Here is a 23,548-nt window from a genome sequence, read left to right on the forward strand (position 1 = left end):
GGGGTCGTACCGCGCGTACAGCCGCCGGAATCCGCCGCACGCCACCCGAATTCACGGTTTGCCGTCTGCCATCTCCCGTCTCCCGTCTGCCATCCGCCGTGCGTCGGCGGCATCAGTCGTACGCCGTACGCACCCGTGCGTCGGCCGTACGGAACCCACCTGAGCCCAAGTTCACGAGGACACCAGCCCAGATGCCTGCGAACGAGTCCCCGAAGCAGTTCCCCGACACGTCCCCGACGACCCCCGAGGGGGTGCGGGCCTGGTTGACGTCGGCCGTCGCCGAAGCGGCCGGGCTTGCCCCGTCGGCCGTCGCACCGGAGCGCCCGATCGCCGAATTCGGTCTGGGATCACGGCAGTTGGTGGCGTTGGCCGCGGGTCTGTCCGAGTGGACCGGGCGGCCCCTTGAACCGTCCCTCGTCTTCAACCACCCCACGATCGCGGGCATCGCCGACGCTGTCTTCGACGAACAGCCCCTGGGCACGGCCGATCCGGCCCCGGCCTCCGCGCCCGCTGGCCCGTCCGTGCGGAGGGACGACGACATCGCGATCATCTCCATGGCCTGCCGGTTCCCCGGCGGCGCCGACGACCCGGAGGCCCTCTGGCGGCTGCTGGCCGCGGGCGAGGACGCCGTCGGCGAGGTGCCCGCGGGCCGCTGGGACACCCAAGGGCTCTACGACCCCGACCCGGAGGCCACCGGCAAGGCGTACACGCTGCGCGGCGGCTTCCTGACCGGCATCGATCGTTTCGACGCGGCCTTCTTCGGGATCTCGCCGCGCGAGGCCGCGGCCATGGACCCGCAGCAACGGCTGCTGCTGCAGACCGGCTGGGAGGCGATCGAGCGCGCCGGGATCGTCCCGGAGACGCTGAACGGCAGTTCGACGGGCGTCTACGTCGGCCTGTACGACAGCGGATACCTCGCCTCGGCCCCGCTGGACCGGCTCGACGGGCACGTCGGCACGGGCTCGGCGTCCAGCGTGGCGTCCGGGCGCATCGCCTACACCCTCGGACTCCAGGGGCCGGCCGTCACGGTCGACACCGCCTGCTCCTCCTCTCTCGTGTCCCTGCACCTGGCGGCGCGGGCACTGGCGAGCGGCGAGTGCGACCTCGCGCTGGCCGGTGGCGCGACGCTCCTCGTGACACCGCGCGGGCACGTCGAGTTCAGCAGGCTGCGCGGGCTGTCGCCGTCCGGGCGGTGCAGCCCGTTCTCCACCGAGGCGGACGGGGTGGTGTGGGCCGAGGGCTGCGGTCTGGTGCTCCTCAAGCGGCTCGCGGACGCGCGCCGGGACGGCGACCGGGTCCTCGCGGTCGTCAAGGGGTCGGCGATCAACCAGGACGGCCGCAGCCAGGGCCTGAGCGCGCCGAACGGTCCGGCGCAGGAACGGGTGCTGCGCGCCGCCCTCGACGACGCCGGGCTCCGGCCGGACGACCTGGACTACGTCGAGGCGCACGGTACCGGCACGCCGCTGGGCGACCCCATCGAGGGCAGGGCGCTCGCGTCGGTCTTCGGACCGGGCCGCCCGGCGGACCGGCCCCTGGGCGTCGGCTCCCTGAAGTCCAACATCGGTCACACACAGGCCGCGGCGGGCATCGGCGGCGTCATCAAGACGGTCCTGTCCCTCGGCCACGAACGGCTCCCGGCGTCCCTGCACGCCGAGACCCCGACCGAGCACGTCGGCTGGGAGGACGGCGGCCTGCGCGTGCGCAGCGACGCCGAGGCGTGGCCACGGCGCGCTGACCGAGTGCGGCGGGCCGGGGTGAGCGCGTTCGGGATCAGCGGCACCAACGCGCATGTGGTGCTGGAGGAGTCACCGGAGGACCTGACACGCCCGACACCGACATCGGCTCCCACTCCCACTCCGACACCGGCTCCCGCTCCGACATCGACGTCGGCTCCCACTCCGACATCGACACCGACTCCCGTTTCGACGCCCGCCCGGCGCCCCCGTTCCGGCGGCGCGACCCCGACGCCGGCTCCCACTACGGCGCCCGCCCGGCATCCTCGTACCGCGGAGCCCGTCCTCTTCCCGCTGTCCGCCCGCACCCTCCCGGCCCTCCAGGGACAAGCGGCCCGCCTGCTCGACGCGCTCGCCGCACCACCGCGGCCGGCCCTGACCGACGTGGCCGCAACGCTGACGCACCACCGCACACACTTCGAGCACCGCGCCGTCGTCCGGGCGGGCGACCACGACGAACTGCTCGCCGCGCTCCGCGGCCTCGCCGAGGGGAACCCGGACCCCGACCTGGTCGTGGGCCCGCAACAGAGCCTCCCACCGGGCAAGTTGGCATTCGTCTTCCCCGGCCAGGGTGCCCAGTGGTCCGGCATGGCCCGCGAACTCCTCCACCGCTCACCGGTGTTCGCCGACGAACTCGACCGCTGCGACGCCGCGCTGCGCCCGTTCACCGACTGGTCGGTGGCGGCCGTCCTGCGCGGCGACGAGGGCGCCCCTGCCCTGGAACGGGTGGACGTGGTCCAGCCGGTCCTCTTCGCCGTGATGGTCTCCCTGGCGGCGGTGTGGCGGGCCCGTGGCGTACGCCCGGACGCGGTGATCGGGCACAGCCAGGGCGAGGTCGCAGCGGCCTGCGTCGCCGGGGCGCTGAGCCTCAACGACGCCGCGGCGGTGGTCGCGCTGCGCAGCCAGGCCCTGACCGAGGTGTCCGGCACCGGGACCATGGCCGTCGTCGCCCTGCCGCACACCGAGGTCGAGGCGCGCCTCGCCGACCTCGGCGGCCGGGTGTCCGTCGCCGCCGTGAACAGCGGGCGCTCGACGGTGATCGCCGGCGAGGTGGAGCCGCTCGACGCCCTGCTCGCCGACCTCGACCGGGAGCAGGTGTTCGTCCGCCGTCTCGACGTCGACTACGCCTCCCACAGCGCCCGGGTCGAGCCACTGCGCGCGACGATCCTCGACGAACTCGACGGCGTCACCACCTCCCCGACCACCGTCGCCTGGTACTCCACGGTCACCGGCGAGCCGGTCACGCAGGAGCTGGAGGCCGACTACTGGTACACGAATCTGCGTGAACCCGTGCGCTTCGCGCCCACCGTGGAACGCATGGCGGCCGACGGCTACCGCCACTTCGTCGAACTCAGCCCCCACCCCTCCCTCGTCACCGCCGTGCGCACGGTCGCCGAGGACCGCGGCCACGAGGACCTGGTCGCCGTCGGATCGCTGCGCCGCGACGAGGACGGGCCCGCCTGTCTGGACCGGGCGGCCGCCGAACTCCACGTCCACGGACGGCGGATCGACTGGCGGCGCGTCGTTCCCGACGCGGAGGCGGCCGACCTGCCCACGTACGCCTGGGATCCGCAGTCCTACTGGATCGAGCCCGAACCCGGGTCCGGGGCCGTGGCCTCCGGTCTCTTCGACCGTGCCGCGCACCCGTTGCTGGGCGTTCAGCTGCAGTCGGCGGACGAGACCCGCTGGACCTTCCGCAACGAATGGTCCCCGGCCACCGCCGACTGGCTGCCCGACCACGCCGTGTTCGGGCGGACCGTGGTGTCGGGCACGACCGTGATGGAGCTGTGCCGTGCCGCGCTCGCCGTGGCCCGCCCGGACACTCCCGGCGACGTGACCGATCTGCTGCTGCTCGCGCCCCTCGTGCTGCCGGAGACCGGCACGGTCGAGGTGTCGGTCGAGGTGGTCACCACGGGATCCGCGCCCGAGGTCACGGTGCACAGCCGTCCGTGCGGCCGGGAGGCCCCAGGCTGGACCCTGCACGCCACCGCGTCGGCGGCCGCCCCCGCCCCGGTGACGGCGGCACGGCCGCCGGTGTGGCCGGAGGCCGCCGAGTCCGCCTGGAGCGCAGACACGTACGAACGGCTGGCCGCGCTCGGTCTCGGCTACGGTCCCTCTTTCCAGGGCGTCCGGTCGGCGGTCACGACGACCGCCGACGGCGAGTTGCTGGCCCGGCTGTCGCTGCCGGCCGTGGCCCGCGACGCGAGTGAGCCCTACCCTGTCCACCCGGCGCTGCTGGACGCCGCACTGCACGTGGCCGCCGCGCTGGACGCGTCCGACCGGCGGGTGCTGCTGCCGGTCGCGGTGGGCCGCTGCGTCCTGCCGCCCGGCGGCGCGAGCGACCTCACGGCGCTGATACGGCGGTCGGGCGGCTCGGGGACGGACCTCACCCTCGACGTGACCCTGTGGGACACCGACGGCCTCCCGGCGGGCCGGCTGGAGGACGTACGGCTGCGGGCCGCCGACCAGGCGGACCTGAACGGCGCCTCGGAGAACGGCCGTCACCTGTACGAAGTGGCGTGGACGGCCGTGACCGAACAGCCCGTAGCGGTACCGGGCGCCGCGTGGGCCGTCCACGGCGACCGCTCGGACCCGGAGGTCGCGGCCGTCCTGCGCGGCCTGGCGGCGGCAGGCATCCAGATGCGCGAGACGGGCGCCGACATCGTCGTACGATTCTGGCCGCGTCCGGCAGCTGATGCCGAACCGGCCGCCGCAGCACAGGAGTTGGCCGCTGCGGCGCTGGCCGAACTGCGCGACCTGATCGCGCTTGAGGACGACCGGCCGCCCGCCCGGACCGTCTGGGTGACCCGTGGCGCGGTCGCGACCGGTGCCGGGGACACCGTGCCCGGCCTGGCCCAGTCAGTCCTGTGGGGCCTCGCCCGCAGCGCCCGGGCCGAACACCCGCACCTCGGGCTGACCCTGCTCGACCTCGGGGGCTCCGATCCCGCCGACGTCCTGCCGACGGCCGTCGCCCAGGCCGGCGAGCCCGAACTCGCCTTCCGGGAAGGCTCCTTGCTCGTGCCAAGGCTGGTGCGTGCCCGCGCGGCCGACGCGCTGCGGATCCCGGCCGGTGACTGCTACGAACTGGCCGGTCCCGAGAGCGACCCGACCCTGCGCGCGGTGGAGTCCCCGGCCCTGGCTCCGGGCCGGGTCAGGATTCAGGTGCACGCGCTGGCGGTTCCCGGGCCCGGCGGGGAGCGGCCGCGTACCGCCTGCGCCGGTGTGGTCACCGAGACCGCCGCCGACGTGAGCGACCTGAGCCCCGGCCTGCGGGTCGTCGCCCTCGCCGACACCCCGCCCGCCTCCATGGCGGTCGCCGACGCACGGCTGGTCGCGGTGCTCCCGGACGACATGCCGTTCACCACCGCGGCCGCCCTGCCCCCCACGCCCAGCGGCGACACCGGTACCGAAGACGCGGCCCGGACGCTGCACGAGACCGTCGCCGGGCGGGCGCGTCCGGCCCGCCCCCAGGTCCTGCCCGTCACCGCCGCACGCGAGGCGATACGGCGGCGCAGGGTGTCCGGTGCCCCTGTCGTCCTCGACCTCGTCGGCCGCGACACTCTGGCGCCCACCGACGGCACGGTGCTGATCACCGGCGGGCTCGGTGCCGTCGGGCGGCACATCGCCCGGCTTCTCGCCGAACACGGCGTCCCCCGGCTTCTTCTGACCTCACGTCAGGGCGCGGCGGATCCACGTGCCGCCGAGGTCACCGCCGAACTGACCGCACTCGGAACCGTGGTCGAGATCGCGGAGTGCGACGTGGCGGACGCGACCGCCCTGGCCGGCGTACTCGCAGGCGTCGGGGCCGAGTTGCCGCTGCGCGGTGTCGTGCACTGCGCCGGAATCCTGGACGACGGGGTGGTCGCCGAGCTGACGCCCGAACGCCTCGCGCGGGTGCTGCGCCCCAAGGTGGACGGCGCCGCCCATCTGCACCGGCTCACCGCCGACACACCGCTCGACCTGTTCCTGCTGATCTCCTCGGCGGCCGGCGTGCTCGGAAACCCGGGCCAGGGCAACTACGCCGCGGCCAACGTCTTCCTCGACCAACTGGCCCACCACCGGCGGGCCCTGGGCCTGCCCGGAGCCTCGGTCTCCTTCGGCGCCTGGGCGGGCGAAGGCCTCGCCGCCGAACACGCCGACCTGGACCGGATGGCCCGGCTGGGCCACCGCGCCCTCACCCCCGACCAGGGCCGCGAACTCGTCGAACTCGCCCTGCGCCGGGGCGCACCGCACCTGATCGCCTGGTCCCTGGACCTGCCCCGCCTGCGCGAGACCACGGCTGCCACGGACGACGGAACGGCGGCCCTCTGGCGCTCCCTGCTGCCCGCGCCCCGCACCGGTCAGGACGGCGGTACCCATCTGGCGGACCGGCTGGCCCGGCTCCCGGAGGCCGACCGCGCCGCACGCGTCCTGGCCCTGGTCCGTGAGGAGGCGTCCCGGGCGCTCGGCCTGCGCTCGGCGGAGTCCGTCCGTCCCGACCAGCCGCTGCGTGAGCTCGGCATGGACTCGGTGACGGCGGTCGAACTCCGCAACCGCATCGGCACCCGGATCGGCGCCAGACTCCCCGCCACCCTGCTGTTCGACCACCCCACCGCGGCCCGGCTCTCCGCCCACCTGCTGACCACCGCACTCGCCACCGACGGCCGCACCACCCGGCGCGGCGCACCCGATCCGCGGTCCCCCCGCACACTGGCGTCGGCGTCGACGCCGGACGAGCCGCTGGCCCTGGTGGGCATGGCCTGCCGTCTGCCGGGCGGCGTGAGCGACCCCGAGGGACTGTGGCATCTCGTCGCCGAGGGCCGTGACGCGGTGAGCCCGTTCCCGGCGGACCGCTGGGACGTGGAGTCGCTGCACGACCCCGACCCGGAGGCCCTGGGCACGTCGTACGCCAAGGAGGGCGGCTTCCTCGACGACCTGGAGTCCTTCGACGCGGGCTTCTTCGGCATCACCGCGAAGGAAGCGGACGCCATGGACCCGCAGCAGCGGATGCTGCTGGAGACGGCGTGGGAGGCACTGGAGCGCGCCGGGATCGTGCCGGCCGAGCTGGCGGGCAGCACCACCGGTGTGTACGTCGGCATGTTCGGCAGCGACTACCTCGCGGGCTCCCGGCTCGACCAGCTGGACGGGTACGTCGGCACGGGATCGGCGCCGAGCGTGGCCTCGGGCCGGCTCGCGTACACGCTGGGCCTGAACGGACCGGCGCTGACGGTGGACACCGCGTGCTCGTCGTCCCTGGTGGCGCTGCACCTGGCGGCGCAGGCGCTGCGGTCGGGCGAGTGCGACCTGGCGCTCGCCGGTGGTGTGACGCTGATGGTGACGCCGGGAACCTTCGTCGAGTTCAGCCGTCTGCGGGGGCTGTCCCCGACCGGCCGCTGCCGCTCCTTCTCCGACGACGCCGACGGTGCCATCTGGGCCGAGGGCGCGGGCATGGTCGTACTGAAGCGGCTCGGCGACGCGCGGCGCGACGGCGACGAGGTGCTGGCCGTGCTGCGCGGTACGGCCGTCAACCAGGACGGCCGCAGCCAGGGCCTCTCCGCGCCGAACGGTCCGGCCCAGGAACAGGTGATCCGGCGGGCATTGGAGCTGTCCGGTCTTGAACCCGCCGACATCGACTACGTCGAGGCGCACGGGACCGGCACCACCCTCGGCGACCCGATCGAAGCGAACGCCCTCGCGGAGGTCTTCGGCACCTCGCGCCCCCAGGGCCGCCCCCTGTATCTCGGCTCGCTCAAGTCCAACATCGGTCACGCGCAGGCTGCTTCGGGCGTGGCCGGTCTGATCAAGGTCGTGCAGTCCCTGCGGCACCAGTCCCTGCCGCGCACCCTGCACGCCGGAACGCCCAGTCGCCACGTCGACTGGGACGACAGCGGGCTGCACCTGCTGGGGGAGACGGTCGCCTGGCCGTCGTCGGGCGAACGCGTACGGCGAGCCGGTGTGAGCGCCTTCGGGATCAGCGGAACCAACGCGCACCTGATCGTGGAGGAAGCCGATCCCGCGGAGGTCCTGCCGCTGGACGAAACCGCCCCGGGCACAAGGCTGTTCACGCTGTCCGGGCGCGGTGAGGCCGCCGTGCGGGGGCAGGCCGCACGGCTGGCCCGGTACCTGGACCAGGATGTCGCCCTGCCCGACGTCGCCCACACCCTGGCGCGACACCGCAGCCACTTCGAACGGCGCGCGGGGATAGTGGCCGGCGACCGGGACGAACTGCGCTCACGGCTCGACGCGTTGGCGACCGGACGGACGCCGCTGGCCCCGCCCCGCGCGGAGCACTCGGGCAAGGTGGCCTTCGTCTTCGCCGGGCACGGCGGCCAGTGGCCCGGCATGGGCGTGGAGTTGGCGGCCGAGTCGGAGGCCTTCCACGAGGAACTGGCCCGTATCGACGAGGCGGTGCACCGTCACGTCGGCTGGTCGGTGCTCAACGCGCTGGCGGCACCCGAGGAGTTCGCCCCGTTCGACCGCACCGAGTACCTGCAGCCGGTGCTGTTCGCCGTCAACGCGGCCATGGCCGCCGCCTGGCGTGCGCTCGGCGTCCGACCGGACGCCGTGATCGGGCACAGCCTGGGCGAGATCGCCGCCGCGTACAGCGCGGGCGCCCTCACCCTGGACGACGCCGTGTCCGTCGTGACCGGGCGCGCCCGAGCGGTCGCCCCACTGGTCGGAAAGGGCGGCATGCTGGCCCTGGAACTGCCGCCCACGGAGGCCGAGAAGCTGCTCGCGGCCCACCCGGACCGGCTGTTCGTCGCGGCGGTCAACAGTGCTCACTCCACGGCCGTCTCCGGCGACACCGAAGCGCTGGCCGAACTGCGCGGGCACCTCGAAGCGCGGGACATCCGGGTACGGCGGCTGTCGACGCCGTTCGCCTCCCACACCCCCTTGATGGACCCGGTTCGCGCGGATCTGCTGGACCGGCTCTCCGGCATCCGGGGCACGCGCACGACGACCCCGCTGTACTCGACGGTGCTGGCCGAACCGGTGCCCGGCGACCGGCTGGACGCCGACCACTGGTACGCGAACCTCGGGCGCCCCGTCCGTTTCGCGGACACGATCCGGCGGATGCTGGACGACGGCTACCGCTACTTCGTCGAGCTGAGCCCGCACCCCTCGCTCACCGCGTCGATCGAGGCGGTGGCCGCCGAGGCGGGGATCGACGCGGTCGCGGTCGGCTCACTGAGCCGTGAGCGGGACGGACGGGGTGTACTGCTGGGCCGGCTGGGGGAGTTGTACGAGGCCGGGTACACGCCCGACTGGCCGGTGCTGCTCCCACAGGGCCGCCGGATCGACCTGCCCACGTACGCCTTCGCCCGCGAACGCCACTGGCGCGCACCCGCCCCGGCCACCGGGACGGCCGGGGGCTCACCGCTCCTCGGCACGCATGTCGAGGCCAGCGACACACCCGGCCGGCACATCTTCCAGAGCGACATCGACCTGCGCGACAGCCGCTTCGCCTACCTCACCGACCACCAGGTCACCGGCGAGGTCTGGCTGCCCGGCGCAGCCTTCCTCGACCTGGCACTGGAGGCCGCGTCCGCACTGCGGGACGGCGGCGAGGTACGACTGGCCGACGTGAGGTTCGTGCGGCCCCTGGCTCTGGACGCGGACAAGCCCGTACGGCTGCAACTGGTTCTGCAGCCCGCCGGGGAGGACGGCTCACGGGACTTCACCATCGCCTCGGCGGCCACCGGGGAGCGGCGCGTGCCGTGGGAGCGGCACGTCACCGGACGCGTCGTCGACACCGCCGTCGAACCCGCGCCCGCCGCGCCCGACGCGGGCGAGGAGCCCGCCGTGCTGCGCGAGCGGTGCGACGAAGCGGCCGACCTGCCCGCCGTCTACGCGGGGCTCACGGCCCTGGGCATCGACTACGGCCCGGCCTTCCGGGTCCTGGAGCAGGGTCACCGCACGGATGCCGCGGCGATCGGCCGACTCGCCCGCCGGCCCGCCGCAGGGCATCTGCTGCACCCCGCGGTCCTCGACGCCGCCTTCCACACGGCGGCCCTGCCCGCCGACGCGCCCGCGGGCCGGGCCTTCGTGCCCGCCGGTGTCGGACGGCTGCGCTTCACCGGCCTGCGCTCCGCGCCCGCGTGGGCGACCTGCCGACTGCGCTCCGTGGACGGCGACACCGCACTCCTGGATCTGCGGCTCTGGGACGAGAAGGAGCAACTGCTCCTGGAAGCGACGGAGTTCGAACTCGCCGCGCTCTCGCCGCTGGACGCCGCGCTCTTCGAGACCCGCTGGCAGCCGCGCCCGGCCGCACAGGAGCAGCCCGGCGACGGCAGCTGGCTCGTCCTGGCCGACGAGACCGGGGCGGCCGACGCGCTCGCAGAACGGTTGGCCTCGGCCGCCGTGCCCCATGTGATCGTGCGCAGGGGCGCGGAGTTCGGCGCCGAGGGCCCCGGCCGCTATGTCCTCGACCCGTCCGATCCAGCGCAGTTGACCCGTCTGCTCGACGAGGCCTTCGTCGACGGGCCGCCGGAGCGGGTGGTGCAACTGTCCGCACTGGACGCGCCGGCCGTCGAGGACGCCGCCACGGCCGAAGAGGCCGCGCGGTGCTGCTGCTTGAGCACCCTGCACCTGGTACGGGCGTTCGCCGACCGTCCCCGGGGCCGCGCCCCGCGCCTGTTCGTGGTCGTACGGGGCAGCCAGGCCGCCGGTGACAGCACGCAGGTGACGCACCCTCAGCAGGCGCTCGCCTGGGGCTTCGGACTCTCGGTGGCCCAGGAGTACCCGGAACTGCTCACCACGCTGATCGACCTGCCGGCCACGGACGGCGCCGACGACCTGTGGACGCAGCTGCGGCACGCGGACGACGAACGGCTCGTCGCGCTGCGGGAATCGGGCCGGCTGGTGCCACGGCTGGCCCGCACCCGCCCGGACGACGGCGGGCACGGCGGGATCACCGCGGACGGCGTGCACCTGATCACGGGCGGTCTGGGCGGCCTCGGCCGGGTGGCCGCCGAGCGGCTGGTCCGCCGGGGTGCCCGCCGACTGGCCCTGCTGAGCCGGGGCGGGCCCGACGCGGCCGCGGAGAGCTGGATCAAGGGGATCGAAGCACGCGGTGTCACCGTGCACCTCGCCCGCGCGGACGTCGCCGACCGTACAGCGCTGACGGCCGCCCTGGACGCCGTACGACGTGCGGCCGGACCGATCGCCACCGTCGTCCACGCGGCAGGTGTCCTCGACGACGCCACGGTGGCGAACCTGACCGACGAACGCGTCCTGCGCGTGCTCGCCCCCAAGGTCCTGGGCACCACCCTGCTCACCGAACTGGCCCCGGAGGCCGAGAGGTTCGTCCTCTTCGCCTCGGTGGCGGGCATCCTCGGCTCGGCCGGCCAGAGTCCCTACGCGGCGGCGAACGCCTTCCTCGACGCCTGGGCCCACCACCTCTCCCGCACCGATCGCCGGGCGCTGAGCCTGGACTGGGGCGCCTGGACGGAGGTCGGCATGGTCGCAGGTTCCGGCACCCGGGCCGCCGAGACCAGCCGTTCGGGTCTAATCGCCTTCACCCCGGCGGAAGGCGGCGACCTGTTCGAGCGGGTGCTCGCCACCTCCCGCCGCCAGCTCGCCCCCCTCGCCCTTGACCGGGAGGCACTGGAACTCGACCCGGACGCGGCGCGCACTCGCCCCATCCTGGGCGACCTGATCACCGCCACCGCGGACCCGGCGGGCACGGACGACCTCGTCGCACGAGTGTTCGCGGCGACGACGGACCAGGACCGGACCGCACGGCTCGAAGCGTATGTACGGGCCAAGGTCGACCAGGTCTCCGGCGGTGCCGCGGAGCTGTCCGCGACCACGGCCCTCAAGGAACTGGGCCTTGACTCGCTCATGCTGGTCCGGCTGCGCAACGCCTTCACCCGCGAACTGGGCGCCGAACTCCCGGCCGCCGCCGTCTTCTCGGCGTCCGACATCCGGGGCCTGGCACGGGCCCTGGGCGAGGTGCTGCCCGAACGCGCCGCCGGGGCACGGAGTGCGGAGCCCCAGCCCGACGTCACCTCCGAGGTGCCCGAGAGCGAGCTGCGGCCCGCGACCCGCGACGTCGTACGGCTGTTGCGCAGCGCCCAGCCGGGCATGCCGGACGCGGCGCACGCCGTCGGCCTGGCCGTCCGGCTCACCGCGCCGACCACCCGCAAGGCGCTCACCGACATCGTCACCCGGCTCGCCGGACGGCACGCGGCCCTGCGCACGGCGATGGCCGCAGGCGCCGGACGGGGCCGACAGCTGAGTGTGGAGCGCGAGTTGACCGTGCCGTTGCTGCGCTGGACGGACGTGCCCGCCGATGCCGTACTCGACGCCGACGACCGGTTGTCCCGGCTCCTTGAGCCGGCGTTCGACCTGGCGAAGGCGCCGCTGTGGCGGTTCGAACTGCTCGACGCCGACGCGCGTGGCCAGCTCCTGGTGTTCGGCGCGCACCACGCGGTGAGCGATCTGCAGTCGCTGCTGCTCGTCGCGGGGGAGATCGACGCCGAACTGTCCGGTACCTCACTCGGCGACGCCGTCACCAACCGTGACATCGACCTGCTGATCGAGGCCCAGCGGACCGGCGACGCCTCCGGCGGCGCCGGCGCCGAATGGCGCGAGGCCTTCCAGGGCAGCGAGCGTCTCGACCTGACGCTCGCCCGGCCGCGCCCGGGGACGCGTTCGTACCGGGCCGGGAGTGTGACCGTGGCGATACCCGACGGGCTGATGGAGCGGGTGTCGGCGGCCGCGAGCAGGCTCGCCGTCACCCCGGCCGCCTTCTGTCTCGGCACCCTGACCGTCCTGCTCGCCAGGATGCGGGAGCGGGAGCGCTTCGTGCTCGCCGTGCCCGTCGACACGCGCATCCACGCCGACGCGTACGACGCGGTGGGCTTCTTCGGCGTACCGGTGCCATTCCCCGCACAGGCGGCGGCGGGGGAGCGGATCGAGGAGGTACTGCGCCGGACGGACGCGCGCCTGGACCGGGTCCTGGCGAAGGGCGCCATGTTCTCGGACGTGCTGTCGACCCTGGCCGGGCAGGGGCTGCACCGGGCGAACGCCCCGCTGGTCGAGGTGTACTTCAACTACGTACGCTCCTCGGCGGCCCGCCTCGGCCGCCTGGAGGTGCTCCCGGCCGGAACGGGATACTCCGACCTCGACCTCATGGTCACCATGACCCCGGACGCGGGCCGCGTACGGCTCGACCACAACCTCGACATCCTGGACGCGACGACCTCCACCGAACTGGCGGAGGTGTTCCTGCGGCTGCTCGCCGTGACGGCCGACGACCCGACGGCGGCGGTCCGGGCGAGGGGTGCGACGGCAACTGTCGCGACGGCGACGCCGATCGACACGGGCACGACGGCGACGCCGATCGCGACGGGGTCGACGGCAGCTCCGATCGCGACGGGTACGACGGCAGCTCCGGCCGCGAAGAGCGCGACGGCAACTCCGACCGAGACGGGTACGACGGCAACTCCGACCGAGACGGCAACTCCGGTCGCGCGGGAGCCCGCTGCCCACCTGCGCCGCACGCTCGCCCTCGCCGCCACCTTCGCGCTCGGCAATCTGCCGCTGCTCTGCGAGGCGGCGGTCGAGGAGGGCACCGGGGAGGGAACCCGGGAGCGGGCACGGGACCAGGGGCTCACGGTCGCGGAAGCGCCGTACCACCAGGTGCTCTCCGCCCTGCGCGATCCCTCGGGCGTCTTCACCGATCCCACGACAGCGGTGGGCGTGGTGCTGCTGCGGGCGGCGGACCTGGAACGTTTCGGCCCGGTGACCGACACGGTGCTGACCGAACTGCAGACCGCCTACCCGGCCGCGCTGCGGGCCCTGTCCGAGCGGACCCGCAGACCACTCATCGTCGGCATCCTGCCCTCGGCGCGGCAGGACGACCGCTTCGCGCGATGGGAGAGCAGTCTCGTCGCCGAGCTGACCGATTCGCCCGGCATCGCGGTGCTGGGCCCGGACGACTGGACGCGCCACCACGCCGTCGCGGAACGCTTCGACGAACGGACCGAACGGCTGGCCCATCTCCCCTTCACCCCGCACTTCCAGGCGGCGGCGGCCCTGCGGCTGGCCCAGGTGGTACGAGCGGTACTGCGTCCCGCGCCGAAGGTGATCGCGGTGGACGGCGACGAGACCCTGTGGGGCGGGATCGCCGGGGAGATCGGCGCCGAGTCGGTGGACCTGACCGGACCGCGCGCCCTGCTGGCACGGAGGCTGTTGCGGTGGCGTGCCGCGGGCGCGCTGCTCGCGCTGGTCAGCAACAACGACGAGGACACCGTACGGGCCGTCCTGGACCGTCCGGACAGCACGCTGAAGGCGGAGCACTTCAGCGTGCTGTCCGCCGGCTGGGGCCCGAAGCCGGGCCGTCTCACGGAGGCGGCGCGCACCCTCAACCTGGGGTTGGACAGCTTCCTGTTCCTCGACGACAACCCGGTCGAGATCGCGGGAGTGCGGTCGGCGCTGCCGGAGGTGCTGTCGGTGACCTGCCCTCCGGCGGCCGAACTGGAGGACTTCCTCGGCCGGTTGTGGCCGCTGGTCCCGGCGGCGGCGACGGCGGAGGACGGACTGCGGGCAGGGTTCTACGCGCAGGAGCGGGAGCGGGACGCGGTGCGCGAGCAGGCCGGTTTCGAGGAGTTCCTCGCCCAGTTGGAACTGGAGGTCGACATCCGGGCCGTGTCCGGGGCCGACGTCGAGCGGGCCGAGCAACTCGTCCGCCGCACCAATCAGTTCACCCTCCACCCCCGGTCCGCCGACGGCGGCGATCTGGCGAGGTGGCGGGAGCACGGCGAGGTGTGGACGGCTGCGGCACGGGACCGCTTCGGCGACTACGGCCAGATCGGCCTGCTCGCCCTCCGCGCGGACGGCGATCGACTCGACGTCCTCGCCTGGATGCTGAGCTGCCGCGCGCTCGGCCGAGGCGTCGAGGAACGGCTGTTGGGATGGCTTGCGGACCACGCCGACCGACTGGGCTGCGTGAAGGTCCGGCTGACGGCGGAGCGCACCGACCGTAACGTACCGGCCCGGCGTCTGCTGGCCGCGCTCGGTGGCGGCGACCAGGACGACGAGCACCTGGAGAGCGTGGTCACGCCGGAACAGCTGCGGGCCTTCCGCTCCTGGCGGCGGCAGTGAGCGGGCCGGCGGCTCGGCCCGCGGAAGCAGTGCGGAAAAGGACAGTGCACAGGGTGAAGGGCTCTCATGCGTGAAATGAACGAGGACGCGTCGGTGTACGCCGGACAGCGGGCGACCGGTGAGGCGATCGAGCGGGGTGACGGCGGGCCGAGCGTGGAGGCCCTGCTGGCCAGGATCAGACAGGCCCCTACACCCACGCCCCCCGCACCCGCACCCCCCGCGCCCACAGCGACCGGAACCGGCGCGGAGTCGGGTGCGGGGACCGGTGCGGGTGCGGAGACCTCCGCGCCCCGTGTCGGTGAAGACGCCGATGCGGATGCGGTGAAGACTGCCGTGTCGTCCGGCGCCGGTGTGGACGTGGGTGCGCCTGCCGTGCCGTCCTGCGCAGTTGCGGCTGTCGCGCCGGCAGGTGCCGGTACGGACCTGTACGCGAATGCGCCCACCGTGCCGTTCGGTGCGGGTGCGGGTGCGGGTGCGGGAGCCGGTGCGGGGGCGGGAGTTGGTGGCGACACCGATACAGGCACGGACCGTGGTGCCGGCGCACTGCCCGCCCTCGCCGTTTCGGCCGCACCGGCCGCCCCCGTACCCGACGCGGACGCCCTGGCTGCCGTCGTCGCCGCGGCCGCCGGTCCCTTCGTACCCGGAGGGCATCTGTCGCCCGACACCGACTTCTTCGACGCCGGAGGTACCTCCGTAGGCGCCGTGGAACTCGTCGCGGCGCTGGAGGACGAGCTGGGCATGGAGATCGACCTCGACGAGGTGTTCGCCGACGCCCGGCCGCGCAGCCTCGCCCTGCGCTGGCTGGCGACCGCGGGTGCCACGGCGACCCTCTCGGCCCCGGGAGGCCTCTCGGCGTCACGTGTACCGGCAACCCCGACGACCGCACGGACCCCGGCCCCGGCGACCGACACGATCGGCACCACACAGTCCCCGGAGGAGACTGTCCCGGACAGTTTCCTACTCCCTGCCCCTGCTCCCGCCCCGGCCCCCGCTCCGGACACCCCATCCAACCCATCACCCCGCATCGCGCCCGGGGCGACGGTCACCGCCCGGACCACCGGTGGCGGCACCCCGTACACCACGGCCCGTCCCGAAGACCTCGACCAGATCCTGGCCGACCTCTCGCTGGCCGACCGCCTGCCCTGGACCGGCTCGCCCGAGCCCCTGCCGCCCCGCCGGATCCTGCTCACCGGCGCCACCGGCTTCCTCGGCAGCCATCTGCTCCTCGATCTGCTCAGGCACAGTGACGCGCATGTCCACTGCCTCGTTCGGGCGGCCGACGAGGAGGCGGCCACGGCCCGCCTCGGCGAGGCGCTGAAGAGCCACCGACTGCCCTGGTCGTCGGAGATCCGACGCCGGGTGACGGTGCTCCCCGGCGACATCAGGCGTCCGCACCTCGGCCTGTCCGACGACGTCTGGAACAAGCTCGCCCACGAACTGGACAGCGTCGTGGGCGTGGCGGCGGCCGTGGACTTCCTGCGCGGCTACCAGTCGCTGCGGCAGAGCAATGTCATCGGCGCCCTGACCCTGGCCGAACTGGCGGCGACCGGCCCGCCCAAGCCGCTGCACCACATCTCCTCGATCGCGGTCTTCAACGAGGTCGGCATCGCCTCCATGGGCGAGGACGACCCGCTCGCCCACGTCGACCGCCTCGTCGCGGGCTACGACCAGACGAAATGGGCCGCCGAGGTCGCCCTGCGGCGGGCCCGAGACCACGGCCTGATCGTCACCGCGATGCGCCCGGGAGGCATCGGAGGCCACACCCGGACGGGAGCCCACAACCCGCAGGACCTCAGCAGCGGCCTCATCTCGGCCTTCGGCCGCTTCCGTACCGTGCCCGCCTTCCACCGGCTGAACGCGGCCCCGGTGGACTGGGTGAGCCGGGTCGCGGCAGGCGTCATCTGCGAACCCGACGCCTGGGGATTCGACTACAACCTGACCGGAGTACCCAACACCCTCGACGACGTCGTACGGGACATGTCGTTCGGCGGGATGCACGTGCGCGTACAGGACTGGGACGAGTGGCGCACCGACGCCCTGGCCCGTCTGGAAGCCGACCCTGTTCCCGAACTCGGCTTCCTCACCAGGGTGTTGCAAAGTCCCACCGCCCTCAAGCTGTGCGAGGCGACCCTGAAGGGGCCGGCGGCCACCGACGAACGCACCGCCGCGCTCGTCGAGGCGCTCGGACTCCCTCCCGCGGCCCGCTACGACGCCCAGGCCCAGCTGAGGACGTTCGAGCGGCTCGCCCAGGACGGCCTGGCCCGGCTGCCGCACAAGGACGACCAGCCCTACCTGTGGTTCTCCGAGACGACCGAGGGTGCTGTGGGCCCGGTCGGCGCCGACGCCGACACCCCCTGCTCCATGGCGCTCACCCTCTCCATCGCGAGCATGTACCAACTGGTGAAGGAGCGCCGGGTGGACGTCGGCGGCGAGCTCGTGTGCGCCGCGGCCCATCCCGCGCCGCTGCTCGTGGAACGCGGCGACATCTGGATCCGCCCCGAGGAGGGCATCCCGCAGCGGCACGGGATGCGTCACCAACTCCTGCGCTACCGACTGACGTTGTGTGACGCCGACGGAGGGCGCTGGTGGCTGGAGGGCCACAAGTACGCCCGCGCCCGCCGTGACGTATGGCGGCAGACCCGCGCGCTGAGCGTCGAGATCGGCCGCGAGGGCGAACCGGCGAGCCTCGCCGGCGAGCTCGTCGTGCCCGCGGACAGCTATGTACGCGACCAGATCGACGGCATCAAGGTGGACCCGCGTCTGACCGGCCAGGAGAAGCGCGCCGCCAAGCTGACCTGGCTCGCCTGGTTCGGCGCGGAGATGGGCCGCGGACTGCTCGGCCCCTTCGCCCGCGCCGCCGCGGACCTCCTCGACCTGCGCCGCACCAAGACCCCCTCGGAGCGCCACCGATGATCTTCAGAACCACCAACTCCCGTACCAGGCCGACGATCCGCAAGGTCAGGACAGGCACGGCCCTGCGGCCGCTGCGCCACCGCCTCGACCCGGCACGGGTCGAGGAGATCCCCTTCAGCGCCGGAGACGGCGTACGCCTCGGTCTCACCCGCATCGACAGCGGAGACCAGGACCGGCCCGCCGTGCTGCTCCTGCACGGGCACACCGCGTCCGCCGACATGTTCCTGCTCCCCGAGACCCGCAACCTGGTCGACGTCCTGCTCGACGACGGCTACGAGCCCTGGCTGCTCGACTGGCGGGGCAGCTGCCGGCTTCCCTACAACGAGACCGGCCGGCGATACACCTACGACGACGTCGCCCTCCACGACATACCCGAAGCCGTCTCCCACATCCGCGAACGCATCGGCGACCGGCCGCTGTTCGTGGTCGCCCACTGCATCGGCTCCCTCACCCTGTCACTGAGCATGACGGCGGGACTGGTGCCCGGGCTCGCGGGCGTCGTCTCCCAGGGCGTGTTCCTGACGCCGAAGCTCGCGGGACGCACCTCGCTGCGGATGACGGTGGCGGGCGAGCTGCTGAAGAACCGGATCGACCACATCCCGGTCGACTTCCGCAAGGTGGGTCTCCGGTCGAAGTACACGCCCCTGTTCGCGCTGGCCTCCCGCGGAGCGGGCTGCCCGGACCCGACGTGCCAGATCCTCCACAACTCGGCCTGGGGTTCGGGCGCCTCACTGTTCCTGCACGCGAACCTGTCCGACGCCACCCACGACCGGCTCGCCGAACTCCTCGGGCCGGCACCCCTGTGGATCCTGCCGCACCTGCGCCGTATCGAACTGGCCCGCAGCGTCGTCCGCTGGCACGACACCGACCACCGCTACCGGGCGCTGCCGCCCAACGCGCTGGACGCGGCCGCCCGCATCGACACCCCGGTGCTGCTGCTCGCGGGCAGTGAGAACGGACTGTGGCTGGACTCGCAGAAGCTCTGCCACGAGGTGCTCGCACACCGCCAGCCCCAGCTGGACGTGTCGTACACCGAGATCCCCGGCTACGGCCACCTGGACACGTTCCTGGGCCGGGGCGCCGCCCTCGACGTGTTCGGGCACATCCTCGAATTCCTCGGCGAACGACGGTGACGGCGGCCCCCGCGGCCGGTTACCGTACCGATCAGTAACCAGACCGCAGACCGCACTCCAGGAGGCCCCATGCCGCAGCTCGAAGTCGACGGCGCCGCTCTGACGTACGACGACGAGGGCCCCCGCGACGGTGACGGCGTGCCCCTGGTGTTCATCCACGGCTGGACGGCCAACCGGCACCGCTGGGACCACCAGATGAACCACTTCACCCAGAAGCGGCGGGTCGTACGGCTGGACCTGCGCGGGCACGGGGAGAGCGACGGGTCGGGGCGGCGGACCGTGGCGGAGCTGGCCGGTGACGTCCTTGCCGTCCTCGACCACCTGGAGATCGACCGGTTCGTCCTCGTCGGCCACTCGATGGGCGGGATGATCGCGCAGACCCTGACGCTCGACCACCCCGAGCGGGTCGAGCGGCTGGTGCTGGTGAACTCGATCAGCAGGATGGCCTACAGCCGGGGGAGGGGTCTGCTGATGGCGGTCTCGACCCTGGTGCCGTTCAAGCTGTTCGTGGCCGCCAACATCCAGCGGGCCTTCGCCCCCGGCTACCCACGCGAGAAGATCCGTGAGTACGTCCGGGCCTCGGCGGGCACGTCCCAGGAGGTGGTCATGACGTGCTACGGCGCCATGCGGTCCTTCGACGTCTTCGACCGGCTGGGGGAGATCCGCACACCCACCCTCCTGGTCCACGGCTACCACGACATCCAGCTGCCCCTCTCGCAGATGCTGCGGATGGCGAAGGCCTACCCGGACGCCGTGGTGCGGATCGTGGACGCCGGCCACGAACTGCCCGTGGAGAAGCCGGCGGAACTCACCGCCGCGGTCGACCGGTTCGTGACCGACCAGCGGTAGCTGCATGTCAGCGGGTGCTGGGAAGCGTGGGCCGACCAGGCGGTGTCCGGGCGATGCGGGGCCTCCAGCGCAGCGGCAGCTGATGCCAAGCTGGCAGCGCGGCCCGGGTGACGCGTACGACCGGGGCGTTGCGGATCCCCCACCACCCGCAACACCCCGGCTGCCCCTGCGAATTCAGTCAGAGTGCGGGGGCCTCGTTCACCGCCGGTACCACCGAACGGGACTCCGAGCCGTCCGCGGTGAAACTCGGCAGTCCGTCGCGGAGGACGGCCATGGCGCAGGCCGCGAAGCCGGCCAGCAGCAGCGCGTTGGCCACGGCGAAGGGGACGGAGCCGGCGTCCGCGGTCAGGACGTTGGCGGGCCCGTACGCGATGAGCGCCACCGCCGCCCAGCGCGGGACGGCGCGGGTGCGCCACAGGGCGATGCCCAGGCACACCATGGCCACGACGCCGCCGAGCAGTCCGAGGACCAGGAACGGCACGAACTGCGGGGTGTTGGTGATGTTTTCCAGCATCTTGCTCGCGGCCTTGTGATCGACGCCCACGGCTGCGTTCGCGGCGAAGTCGAGGGTGATCAGGAAGATCATGGCGCTGCCGGAGATCACGCCCAGCCAACCGGCGACCCCTGCCAGTTTTGGCGAGTGCCGCCAGGCGAGCAGTGCGGCGAGCATGGTGGCCGCGCCGAGGAGGACGACGAAGATGTCAGCGGTGAGCGCCGCGTCGAGGCGTCCCGCATGCGCGGCGAAGGCGTCGATCCTGGCCCCGGTCGAACTGCTGGTGTTCGGGGTCAGGGCACTCGAGAGGACGGCGGCGATGCCGGTAGCCACCAGGCAGGCCGCGGCAAGACCGCGAGCGATGAAGGATGTGGACACGGGTAACTCCCCTTCTTCCGTTCATTTGGTGAAGCAACGGACCACAACGGCAGGGGAATCGTGCGGGCGCAGCCGTCCCGTCGGCATGAGTGCGGGTTCCCGGTCGGGCCGGGATTTCCTCCCGGGTTCTGCGGGAGCGGGTCGCGGGCACAATGTGAGGCGTGAACCGCCCAGCCGGCAACGGCTCTTCCGCAGCGGGACGGCCGGCTCGTCGACGGATCGCGCACACCGTGGTGCTGTTGGCGGTGGCACTGGCCGTACTCGGAGGAGTGCTGGCCGTCCTCAACCGCCACACCCCGACGCCGAACGGCGACAGCGCCACCGGATCACACGCCTGGGGCCAACTCCTGCTGACGCTGGCGTTCGCCGCCGCAGGCTGGCTGCTGGCCTCCCGACGCCCCGACGTCATCTTCGGCTGGCTGGCGCTGGCGGCCGCGATCGGCCACGGGCTGGCGGTCGCGGGCCTCGGCTGGCTGGTGTTCACGGTCGGCGGCGGCCACCAACTGCCGGGGGCCACGGTCGCGGCCGTGGCCGCCCTGTGGGGGGAGCCGCTGGAGAACCCCGTGATGGTGGTGGTCTGGGCCACGTTCCCGTACGGCAGGCTGCCGCGAGGGTGGATCAGGTGGCTGGCCCTCGCCAGCATCGCGATGTGTACGGGCGGTTGGCTCTACGGGCTGCTGTCGCCCTTCCCCATCGACGACGTCGCGGCTCCCTACAGCGAGCTCCGCAACCCGCTGGACTTCGGCCTACTGCCCAGCTGGCAGCCGGTCGCGCTGTTCGCCGGCGGGATGCTCCTCGGCTCGGTCGTGATGGTCGTGCGCTGGCTGCGCGCCCAGGGTGAAGAGCGGCAGGTGCTGCGCTGGCTGGCGGTGACGAACATCGTCGCGATCCTGGTGACCCCGTTCGTGGTCGCCCTGCCCGCCGGTGAACTGATCACCACCGTGGGCGCGCTGATCGAGCTAGTCGTCATCGCCGCGGTCGTGCTCGCCCACCAGGTCTACGGCCTTGACCTGGTGCTCAACCGCGCGCTCGTCTACACGCTGCTCACCGCCTTCGTCGCCGGCGTCTACGCAGCCAGCGTCTCTGTACTGGCGCTGCTGGGCGCCGCGGTCGGCGGGCCGTGGACGGCCCTCGCCGCGCTCGGAGCCGCCTTCACACTCGCCCCGGCTCGGGGACGCGTGCAGCGGATCGTCAACCGCTTCCTGTACGGCGAGCGCGACGAGCCGTACACCGTGATCGGCCGCATCGCCTCCCGCCTTGAGGCGGCCGGGAGCATCCAGCAGCTGCTGCCGAGCCTCCTCGAAGCTGTCGCCGCGGCGCTGCAACTGCCGTGGACCGCCGTGGAGATGCGCATCGAGGACGGCACGACGCGGCGCATCGCCCACGGCGCCCCCGCGCCCGACGGGGCCGGGGCCCGCTTCGCTCTGGTCCACCAGGGCGTCGCCATCGGCGAGTTGGTGGCCGGGCTGCGTGCCGGGCAGAGCAGCCTCGACCCCCGGGAGGCGCGGCTGATGGAGGACATCGCTCGGCAGATCGCCGTGGCCGCAAGCAACGTGCTGCTCACCGAGGCGCTGATGCTCTCCCGGGAGCGGATCGTCGCCGCGGCGGAGGAGGAGCGGCGCCGGTTGCGCCGCGACCTGCACGACGGCCTCGGCCCGGTGCTCACCGCGGCCGCGAACAAGGTCGATGCCGCCCGCAACCTCGCCGAACGGGACCTGCCGCGCGCTCGCGGCCTCCTCGGCGACGTCCGCGGCGACCTGACCGCGGCGCTCTCCGACCTGCGCCGGCTGGTCTATGCGCTGCGCCCACCGATCCTCGACGAGCTGGGGCTGCTCGCCGCGCTGCGCGAACAGGTGCGGCAGTGCGCGGTCCCAGTAACCTTCGCCGCACCCACTGCGTTGCCCGCGCTCCCTGCGGCCGTGGAGATCGCCGCGTACCGCATCGTGACCGAGGCCGTCACCAATGTCACACGGCACTCCGGCGCCTCCGGCTGCACGGTGACGATCGCCTGCGACGGCCGGCTGGCCATCGAGATACACGACGACGGCGCGGGCGGCGCCACCTGGTCTCCAGGGATTGGCCTGTCCTCGATGCGGGAGCGGGCCACCGCGCTCGGTGGCAGCTGGTTTGCGGGACCCACGCCGGACGGCGGCCGGGTCGCCGTTGAGCTGCCCCTCGCTCTGGCCGGTGGCCCGACTACGCAGGACATGCCCGGGAGTCCGGGCCAAGCTGTCACCCGGAGTAACCGATGAGCGAGTCGGATCGGCCCGTACGGGTGGTCATCGTCGACGACCACCGGATCGTCCTGGACGGACTGTCAGCTCTCCTCGACTCGGTGGAAGGCATCGACGTCATCGGCGAGGCCGCGTCCGGCGAGGAGGCCGTCACACTCGTCGGCACGCTCCAGCCCGACGTCATCCTCATGGACGTCGAGATGCCCGGCATCGGCGGCGTCGAGGCCACCCGCCGGATCACCGCCGCGCACCCGGGCATCGCCGTGGTGATGCTGACGATGTACGGCGAGGACGAGTTCCTCTTCTCCGCCCTGCGCGCCGGCGCCCACGGCTACCTCCTCAAGGGCGCCCAGCAGGAGGACGTGGTACGCACCCTCGGCGCCGTCGCGCGCGGCGGCGCGGTCTTCGGGGCCGACGTCGCCCGCCGCGTGCTGGAAACTTTCAGCGACCCGCGGCCCGCCGCGGTCCCCTTCCCCCAGCTCACCGAGCGGGAACGGGAGGTCCTCGCCCTGCTGGCCAATGGCTGGCCCAACAGCCGGATAGCCCGCCACCTGGCCCTCACGTCGAAGACGGTCGCCAACCACGTCTCGAACATCCTCACCAAGCTCCAGATGCCGGACCGCGCCGCCGCCATGTTGCGCGCCCGCCGGGCAGGTCTGGGAGAGCCTTAGACCGTGTCCTACGTGGTGAGGCGGACGAGTTGCCTGTCAACGGACATCCGGTGCC

7 protein-coding genes are annotated in these 23,548 nt (G+C 73.4%); 6 read left to right on the top strand and 1 reads right to left on the bottom strand.

What is annotated here, in order from left to right:
- The first annotated feature begins 191 nt into the window (after positions 1 to 191).
- The 4 genes from ABZX90_RS10985 to ABZX90_RS11000 all read left to right on the top strand — a co-directional run bounded on the left by ABZX90_RS10985 (position 192) and on the right by ABZX90_RS11000 (position 19,717).
- A complete protein-coding gene (locus ABZX90_RS10985) occupies positions 192 to 14,822 on the top strand; it encodes an SDR family NAD(P)-dependent oxidoreductase (RefSeq protein ID WP_355203522.1) in 14,631 nt (4,876 codons plus the stop codon).
- Between the two features lie 66 nt (positions 14,823 to 14,888).
- Entirely contained in the window at positions 14,889 to 17,735 is a 2,847-nt protein-coding gene (locus ABZX90_RS10990; protein WP_355203525.1) for a thioester reductase domain-containing protein, read from the top strand.
- Complete coding sequence (locus ABZX90_RS10995; protein WP_355203528.1) at positions 17,732 to 18,868, top strand: alpha/beta fold hydrolase; 1,137 nt, start codon at positions 17,732 to 17,734, stop codon at positions 18,866 to 18,868. The genes ABZX90_RS10990 and ABZX90_RS10995 overlap by 4 nt, the downstream gene beginning before the upstream one ends.
- Positions 18,869 to 18,937: 69 nt before the next feature.
- On the top strand, positions 18,938 to 19,717 hold the full coding sequence (locus tag ABZX90_RS11000; protein ID WP_355203531.1) for an alpha/beta fold hydrolase: 780 nt from the start codon (positions 18,938 to 18,940) through the stop codon (positions 19,715 to 19,717).
- Positions 19,718 to 19,895: 178 nt separating this feature from the next.
- Here the strand turns inward: ABZX90_RS11000 and ABZX90_RS11005 are convergent, their stop codons facing one another.
- The gene (locus ABZX90_RS11005) at positions 19,896 to 20,588 is read right to left on the bottom strand and encodes a hypothetical protein (RefSeq protein WP_351130016.1); all 693 of its coding nucleotides are present in this window, start codon (positions 20,586 to 20,588) and stop codon (positions 19,896 to 19,898) included.
- A 161-nt stretch (positions 20,589 to 20,749) separates the two neighbouring features.
- Between ABZX90_RS11005 and ABZX90_RS11010 the strand changes: the two genes are divergently transcribed.
- Together ABZX90_RS11010 and ABZX90_RS11015 are read left to right on the top strand one after the other, a co-directional pair.
- Complete coding sequence (locus ABZX90_RS11010) at positions 20,750 to 22,840, top strand: histidine kinase (protein ID WP_355203535.1); 2,091 nt, start codon at positions 20,750 to 20,752, stop codon at positions 22,838 to 22,840.
- Positions 22,837 to 23,493 carry a response regulator transcription factor gene (locus ABZX90_RS11015; protein WP_351130012.1) on the top strand — a complete coding sequence of 219 codons (657 nt, stop codon included), beginning with the start codon at positions 22,837 to 22,839 and terminating at the stop codon, positions 23,491 to 23,493. Before ABZX90_RS11010 ends, ABZX90_RS11015 begins: the two co-directional genes overlap by 4 nt.
- The last annotated feature ends 55 nt before the right edge of the window (positions 23,494 to 23,548 follow it).

It is taken from the genome of Streptomyces sp. NPDC002935 (assembly GCF_040611295.1).
In the GTDB taxonomy this organism is placed as follows: domain Bacteria; phylum Actinomycetota; class Actinomycetes; order Streptomycetales; family Streptomycetaceae; genus Streptomyces.